Source organism: Thiomicrospira sp. (assembly GCF_036568485.1).
Taxonomy (GTDB): domain Bacteria; phylum Pseudomonadota; class Gammaproteobacteria; order Thiomicrospirales; family Thiomicrospiraceae; genus Thiomicrospira.
Genome location: NZ_DATCSL010000025.1, coordinates 20,450 through 28,377, shown reverse-complemented (window position 1 = coordinate 28,377; position 7,928 = coordinate 20,450). Strand labels below are relative to the sequence as shown.

Annotated in this window: 6 protein-coding genes; 3 read left to right on the top strand and 3 right to left on the bottom strand. The window is 47.4% G+C overall.

The annotated features are described in order from the left end of the window. Together VIM91_RS02690 and uvrA are read right to left on the bottom strand one after the other, a co-directional pair. A partial coding sequence (locus VIM91_RS02690; RefSeq protein WP_331863283.1) for a peroxidase family protein occupies positions 1-1,327 on the bottom strand: 1,327 nt, incomplete at its 3' end. A gap of 243 nt (positions 1,328-1,570) precedes the next feature. Continuing rightward, positions 1,571-4,378 (bottom strand): excinuclease ABC subunit UvrA, encoded by a 2,808-nt coding sequence (gene uvrA, locus VIM91_RS02685; RefSeq protein ID WP_331863282.1) that lies wholly within the window; start codon positions 4,376-4,378, stop codon positions 1,571-1,573. A gap of 256 nt (positions 4,379-4,634) precedes the next feature. On the opposite strand from uvrA, the gene VIM91_RS02680 reads away from it, so the two are divergent. Beyond that, on the top strand, positions 4,635-4,937 hold the full coding sequence (locus VIM91_RS02680) for a hypothetical protein (protein WP_331863281.1): 303 nt from the start codon (positions 4,635-4,637) through the stop codon (positions 4,935-4,937). 125 nt (positions 4,938-5,062) lie between these two features. Here the strand turns inward: VIM91_RS02680 and VIM91_RS02675 are convergent, their stop codons facing one another. Then, on the bottom strand, positions 5,063-5,758 hold the full coding sequence (locus VIM91_RS02675) for an SIMPL domain-containing protein (protein ID WP_331863280.1): 696 nt from the start codon (positions 5,756-5,758) through the stop codon (positions 5,063-5,065). 75 nt (positions 5,759-5,833) lie between these two features. Between VIM91_RS02675 and VIM91_RS02670 the strand changes: the two genes are divergently transcribed. Further along, complete coding sequence (locus VIM91_RS02670) at positions 5,834-7,228, top strand: MFS transporter (protein ID WP_331863279.1); 1,395 nt, start codon at positions 5,834-5,836, stop codon at positions 7,226-7,228. Between the two features lie 4 nt (positions 7,229-7,232). Then, on the top strand, positions 7,233-7,841 hold the full coding sequence (gene ssb / locus VIM91_RS02665) for a single-stranded DNA-binding protein (protein ID WP_331863278.1): 609 nt from the start codon (positions 7,233-7,235) through the stop codon (positions 7,839-7,841). Positions 7,842-7,928: the final 87 nt, after the last annotated feature.

Below are 7,928 nucleotides of genomic sequence, written 5' to 3'. Positions count from 1 at the left end.
GTCCAGCCGGCACCGGGTCTTGCCAAATTAAATCTTCCGTCGGCACATCTGGCCCGATATAACGCACTTTTGGCCCCATGTCGCGGTGGGTGAGCTTGAACCAAGCGCGCGCAAACACCTCGGATAAGTAATCAGGGTTTTCATAAAACTTCTTCGAAATTTCACGGTAAATCGGGTCTTTAATCATCGCCATATCGGCATCGGTCATAATTGGGTTATAACGTATGTTTGTGTCTTCGACATCGACTGGTTTATCTTCTTCTTTGATATTGATCGGTTCCCATTGCCAAGCGCCCGCTGGCGATTTTTTTAATTCCCAGTCGTAGTTGAAGAGCAGGTAAAAATAGCCGTTATCCCATTTAGTTGGATGGGTTGTCCAGGCGCCTTCGATGCCCGACGATACCGTATCGCGTCCAATCCCGCGGGTTTTGTGGTTCATCCAGCCCAAGCCTTGTTCGGTGACATCGGCGCCTTCGGGATCTGGCCCTAAGTTTTCGGCGCGGCCATTTCCGTGACATTTACCGACGGTGTGTCCACCTGCGGTGAGAGCAACGGTTTCTTCATCATTCATCGCCATACGCGCAAACGTTTCGCGCACTTGCAAGGCGGTTTTTAGTGGATCGGGTTGGCCGTTGACGCCTTCCGGGTTAACGTAAATTAGACCCATTTGTACGGCGGCGAGTGGATTTTCCATGGTGCTGGGGTCATCCACATTGCTATAACGCTCATCCGAGGGCGCAAGCCATTCTTTTTCCGCACCCCAGTAAGTGTCTTTTTCCGGCTGCCAGATATCCGCACGTCCAAAACCGAAACCAAATGTTTTAAGGCCCATATTTTCATAAGCAATGGTGCCGGCTAAAACAATTAAATCCGCCCAACTGACTTTGTTGCCGTACTTCTTTTTAATCGGCCAGAGTAAACGTCGTGCTTTGTCGAGGTTGACGTTATCCGGCCAAGAGTTGAGCGGGGCAAAACGTTGATTGCCTGTGCTCCCACCGCCGCGACCATCGGCGGCTCGGTAAGAGCCTGCGGCATGCCAGGATAGTCGGATCATGAGTCCGCCGTAATGTCCCCAATCCGCTGGCCACCAGTCTTGGCTGTCGGTCATCAGCGCGTGCATGTCTTTTTTAAGGGCGTCGAAGTCTAGTTTTTTTAGTTCGGATTGGTAGTTAAAGTCCGGCCCCATTGGATTCACTTTGGTGTCGTGCTGGTGAAGGATGTCGAGATTAAGTGCATTGGGCCAAAAATCCATATTGGATGTACCCATGGCGGTATTGGCACCATGCATGACTGGACATTTACCTGCGCTACTGTTGCTAGAATTCATAAATCCCCCTTTGTTATTTTTAGGATTTGAGCGACCGCTCACCAAGAATTCAAATGAGATGTCTTAGATGATTCTACACCGAAGTTTTACAAGCGGAATTAATTTTATGATTTTAATAGTATTTCACTATATGGCGCTAAAGTAGGGTTGGCTATTTTTGGCTTGCAAGCGGACAGGAAAAGAAGACTAATAAAGGTGTAAAAAAAACTAACCACCAGGCCTGGTGGTTAGTCTAGCGTTGGTTTATTTTAACCAGGTTTTTAGGTAGTGACCGGTATGAGAGTCTGGGTTGTTTGCTACCTCTTCTGGTGTGCCAGTTGCGACAATTTGGCCGCCGCCATCGCCGCCTTCTGGACCAAGATCAACAATCCAGTCGGCGGTTTTAATCACGTCTAAGTTGTGTTCGATAATCACAATGGTGTTGCCGCGATTACGCAGTTCGTAAACCACTTGCATCAACTGTTCAATATCGTGGAAGTGCAGACCTGTGGTGGGTTCGTCCAAAATATATAAAGTATTGCCGGTGTCGCGCTTGGAGAGTTCTTTTGCTAGTTTGACACGTTGGGCTTCGCCGCCGGATAAGGTGGTCGCGCTTTGACCCAGTTTGATATATCCCAATCCTACATCCATGAGTGTTTGCAACTTGCGAGATAAGGCGGGGATCGCATCAAAAAAGGCGCGCGCATCTTCGATCGTCATTTCTAGAATGTCGTGAATGGTTTTGCCTTTGTATTGAATTTGCAAAGTTTCGCGGTTATAGCGGTGGCCGTGACAAACATCGCAAGGCACATAAATATCCGGTAAAAAATGCATTTCGACTTTTAATACGCCGTCGCCCTGACAAGCTTCACAACGGCCACCTTTGACGTTAAAACTAAAGCGTCCTGGGTTATAGCCACGCGCGCGCGCTTCTGGCGTGGTGGCGAGCAGTTCACGAATCGGTGTAAACAAGCCTGTGTAGGTGGCCGGGTTGGAGCGTGGGGTGCGTCCAATTGGACTTTGGTCAATGTTGACCGCTTTATCGAAGTGCTCTAAGCCTTCGACTTTTTCATAAGGGGCTGGTGTGTGCAGGGCGCCGTTGAGTTCGTTGGCACTGATTTTACTCAGGGTACCGTTTATCAAGGTGGATTTACCTGATCCTGAAACCCCGGTAATACAGGTTAATAAACCGGCTGGGATTTCGAGGGTAACGTTTTTCAAGTTGTTGCCAGACGCGCCAATAATGCGCAACCAGTTTTTTGAGGGTTTTAAACGAGATTCTGGTATCGCAATGGCACGGCTACCATTTAAATATTGGCCAGTTAAGGACTGCGGGTTGGCGGTGACTTCAGCTGGGGTGCCTTGCGCCATAATGCGGCCACCGTGAATGCCGGCGCCTGGACCGATATCAAGCACGTAATCGGCGGCACGAATCGCATCTTCATCGTGTTCAACCACAATCACGGTATTACCCAAATCACGTAAATGCGTCAGAGTTTTTAACAGGCGGTCATTATCACGTTGGTGTAAACCAATCGAGGGTTCATCTAATACATACATTACCCCTACCAGGCCTGCACCAATTTGGCTGGCCAGTCGAATACGCTGGGCTTCGCCACCGGATAAGGTGTCGGCGCTGCGATCTAAGGTGAGGTAGTTCAAGCCGACGTTAACCAAAAAAGATAAGCGCTGGCGCACTTCTTTAATAATGGGGGCGGCGATCTGGCCTTTCGAGCCGGGCATGCTCAAGGCATCGAAAAAGTCATACAGCTCGCCCACCGAACGATGGGTTAGATTGGGAAGTGAAACGTCGGCGACAAATACGTGACGTGCGGCTTCATTTAGGCGCTCGCCATGACAGGTTTTACAAGGGGTGGTGACGCGATACTTGTCGAGCTCGTCGCGCACGGTTTTGCTGTCGGTTTCGGTATAACGGCGTTCCATGTTGGGTAATACGCCCTCGAAACGGCGCACTTCGGAATATTTGCCGTGAGGTAGCGGTAATTTTTCTTTGCCAGAGCCAAATAGCACGATTTGTTTGTATTTGTCGTCCAACTCACTCCAAGGTTGCTCCATGTCAAAACCGTAATGGGTGGCGACGGCCAAAAGAATGTCGTAATAGTATTTGTGGCGGCGATCCCAACCACGAATCGCTCCGCCCGCTAAGCTTAATTCTGGGTGAGTGATGACACGGTCGGCATCAAAACTTTCTTTAACCCCTAAACCATCACAAGTTGGGCAGGCGCCGTGCGGGTTGTTAAACGAGAATAAACGCGGTTCCAGTTCTGGCACGCTGTATCCGCAATGTGGGCAGGAGAATTTATCGGAAAACAGCAGGGCAAAATCGTCTTCGTCATCCATCGGCAGTACTTGAGCGATACCGTCTGACATTTTAAGTGCGGTTTCAAAGGACTCGGCTAAACGTTGTTTTAAGTCGGCACGCACTTTAAAACGGTCAATCACCACTTCGATATCATGTTTTTTGTTTTTATCCAGCTCAATTGTGCCATCCAAGTCCATAAGACGACCGTCTATGCGTGCACGAATAAAGCCTTGGGCTTGTAACTCATCCAGCAAATTATGGTGTTCGCCTTTGCGGCCACGCACGACTGGTGACACCAATAAGCATTTGGTGCCTTCGGGTAGTTCTAAGGTGCGATCGACCATTTGACTGACGGTTTGCGCTTCTAAATCGACATTATGAGTCGGGCAGCGCGGTGTGCCGGCACGCGCATAAAGCAGACGCAAATAGTCGTAAATTTCGGTGACCGTACCGACGGTAGAACGCGGGTTGTGAGAGGTGGACTTTTGCTCAATCGAAATCGCTGGCGATAAGCCTTCGATATGATCTAAGTCGGGTTTTTCCATCACAGACAAGAACTGGCGTGCATAAGCCGATAGAGATTCGACATAACGGCGCTGACCTTCAGCGTAGATGGTGTCAAACGCCAAGGATGATTTACCCGAACCAGATAAGCCGGTAATGACAATTAGTTTGTCACGTGGCAGGGTGACGTCAATGTTCTTTAAATTATGGGTTCTTGCCCCGCGAATAATGATGTTCTCAAGCATGGTCAACCAACAATTTGCGCAAAAGAGCAATTATATCATGTTTGTTTTTTTACCGATGCTAAGGCGGTTGTTTGATTGTTATAGTCTCGGAATTGATTTGGAGTTGAGTTAAAATTAACTTGATTTAAAATCTAGTTGCCATTCAGAGCCAAGCTGGGTGATCTGAGCGCAAAACGGGTGAATAGATTTTGGCTGAGCCAGGTAATTTGATTAAAAACTATGGTTTAATGAGCGCTTTAAAAAGGTATAAAAAATAATGATAGAAACTTACAAAGATTTATATGCAATCGTTGATCAAGCCATGGCCGAAAAGCCGATGGAAGATATTAAAGTTGAGATTGCAGACAACCAGGCCTGCCATTTAATTCACACACCCAGTGGCCGTAAAATGATCATGATGTTAGCGCGCTTGGAAGACGAATATCGTGTGGGCTTTGCTTATTATGAAGCCGGTCAAAAGCAAGCGCTTTGGATTGATGACGTGATTGCTCAAGGTATCAACCCATCGTTTATTACGGAACTGATTGAATCACATCTTGTGACGCCTTCAAACTACTGATTACTTGACGGGTATTGTGTCCGTCAAGACTTTAATTTGCGTGATAAAGAGCAAGGTAACCTGAACTGCCATGACTTTATGGCACTGGCTTTATCGCCCGCATTATCACGCTCTATCCTTGTTTATTAGTCGATTTCTAGCACGCCATCAATTGTCACACTCAGTGTTTGTGAACCCATTTCGATGTTTGGTGCATTCGATTCGTTCGCCATTAAGTGGCGAGCTTGCATCGCATGACTAGGTTGCACACGTGTTTCGGCTAGGCGATAGCGCTTTTCATTAAAGGCTTGAGCCAGAAACTGAGCTTGTTGTTGATATTTCTTAATCGTTTTAGTCAGCAATGCTTGTTCGATTTTTTGGCGTGTGTCTTGGCTGATATCCGCTCGAACCGATTTATAAATCAAATGACGCTGAAGGTTGCTCAGTACACCACTAATATCGGCACCATCTTTGGGCAGGTTAAGAATTAAATCTTGCTGACCTGACCATTCGCTAATGCGGCCATCGCGTTGAAAATGTGGGCGCATATGGTAATTACCAGTTTGAATATATTGGCGATATTCGCTTGCTAGTTCACTCAGTGCCGTTTGCATAATTTGGTTGACTCGCTGACTGACTTGTTCGGCTGTGCTGGCCTGATATTGCGCAGCAAAGACGACATGTAGGTGATCATTTTGGATGGTTTGCTGCTCAGTCACACTAAAGCTAATGCGATGTGGTGTCGGGTCGGCTAATACCAGGCCTGGTATCAGTGTTAAACCCATCCAGAACATGAATGACAAAAGTATAAAGCTCGGTTTGGCGGGGTAGAGGCTTTTCATGTTTTGCGCTTCCTAGGTGTTATAATCTCGGCATTTATTATAGTGCCTATTGGTTTTAAGAATTAAAGGTTCGTTATGTCTGAAATTTTATCTCGTCGCATGAATCCGATTGAGCGACGTGCCACTTTCTCCATTGCGGGGATTTTTACTACGCGCATGCTGGGTTTATTTATGATTTTCCCGGTGTTTGCCTTGTTTGCGGAGCAAGAGTTTGAAGGGATTACGGGCCTTCAAATCGGTTTGGCGATTGGTGCTTATGGTTTGACGCAAGCCTTATTGCAGATTCCCTATGGCATATTATCCGATCGCTTTGGACGCAAACCCCTGATATTGGTTGGCATGGGCGTGTTTTTTATTGGCTCAATTGTGTGTGCACTAGCCGATTCGATTGAGATGATGATTGTCGGACGTGCGATCCAAGGTATGGGGGCGGTCGCAGCGGTATTAACCGCGAGTGTCGCCGATTTAGTGCGCGAACCTTATCGGTTACGTGCCATGTCGATTGTGGGGATTACAATCGGCTTGTCGTTTACCTTATCTTTAGTTGCTGGCCCGGTGTTAGCTGAATGGGTGGGCGTGCGCGGAATTTTTTGGGTGATCGCAGGCTTGGCGCTTATGGGCGCGTTCTTAGTAATATTTGCGGTTCCTGAAATCAAAAACCAGCAGTTTCAACGTGAGGCGCAAGCGGTCCCAGCACAGTTTATGGCCGTGTTAAAAAATACTCAGCTTTTGCGTTTGGATGTGGGTATCTTTGTACTGCATGCGGTGTTAACCGCCATGTTTATTGTCGTGCCTTTTTTGTTACGTGATCAAGCCGGTTTGGATTCGCTCAGTCACTGGGAAATTTATTTGCCCGTGATGCTATTATCATTTGTGTTGATGGTGCCGCTTATTATTCAAGCCGAAAGCTTTGGTCGTATGAAAATGGTGTTCGCCGGTGCGATTTTAATGATCACACTCGCTCAATTCGGTATGAGCCAATGGCATGCCGGTTATGCTTGGTTGTTTGTTTGGTTGCTATTATTTTTTACCGCCTTTAATGTGTTGGAAGCTTCTTTACCCTCTTTGGTGGTAAAGTTATCCCCAGCGGATAAAAAAGGCACGGCCTCGGGCGTGTATTCGACCAGTCAGTTCTTAGGCGCGGCGGTAGGTGGTGCAATCGGTGGTTATTTATATCAAGCCTATGGTTATAATGGCGTGTTTGGATTTACGATTGTTATCGGAAGTTTATGGTTTGCATTGGCTCTGACTATGCAAAAACCCATGCCTTGGAGTATTGCATCCGTATCAATCGGTTCGGTTGAGCCGGATGAAATTGAAAACATACAGCAAAAAATGTGCGCCTATGATGGTGTGTTTGAAGCGGTCGTGATCGCCGAAGAGCAACGAGCGTATTTTAAAATTGATCGTAAAATCGTTGATGAAGAAGCCCTGATTCAATATTTTCAAGAAGCAAAGGTAAGAGAGTAGAGCTATGCGTGGAGTCAATAAAGTCATCTTAGTCGGAACCCTGGGTCGTGATCCAGAAGTGCGTTTTGCTGCCAACGGCACCGCAATCGCAAACTTAAATGTCGCTACCAGTGAGCAGTGGAACGACCGCTCCACCGGTGAAAAGCAAGAAAAAACCGAATGGCATCGTGTGGTAATCTTCGGTAAATTGGCCGAAATTGCGCAACAATATCTGACCAAAGGCTCGCAGGTTTATTTAGAAGGTAAGTTGCAAACACGCAAGTGGCAAGATCAGACCAGTGGTCAAGATCGTTATTCGACTGAGGTGGTGCTGGACTTTAACGGTGTGATGCAAATGCTCGGTGGCGGCAATCGTGGGGGTCAACAACAAGGCGGCCCAAGTGATGTGGCGTTTGATCAAAGTCACGGCGCTTACGATGGTGGCTTTGGCCAAAGTCAACCAGCTCCAGCACGTCCAGCGCAACAGCGACCAGCGCCGCAAGGCGGGATGGGTGGCTATGCACAAGCCCCAATGGGCGGCGCACCACAGCGTCCAGCGAGTCAGCCGCAACAAGCGCCAGCTCGCCCAGCTTATCAACCAAATGATTTTGATGACGATGACGTACCTTTCTAAAACACACATGATGCCTTTTTGTAAGGTTTAATCATATAAGATATTGTAAAATAAGCTTTTAATAAAAATACCTAGCAGATGTTGTGT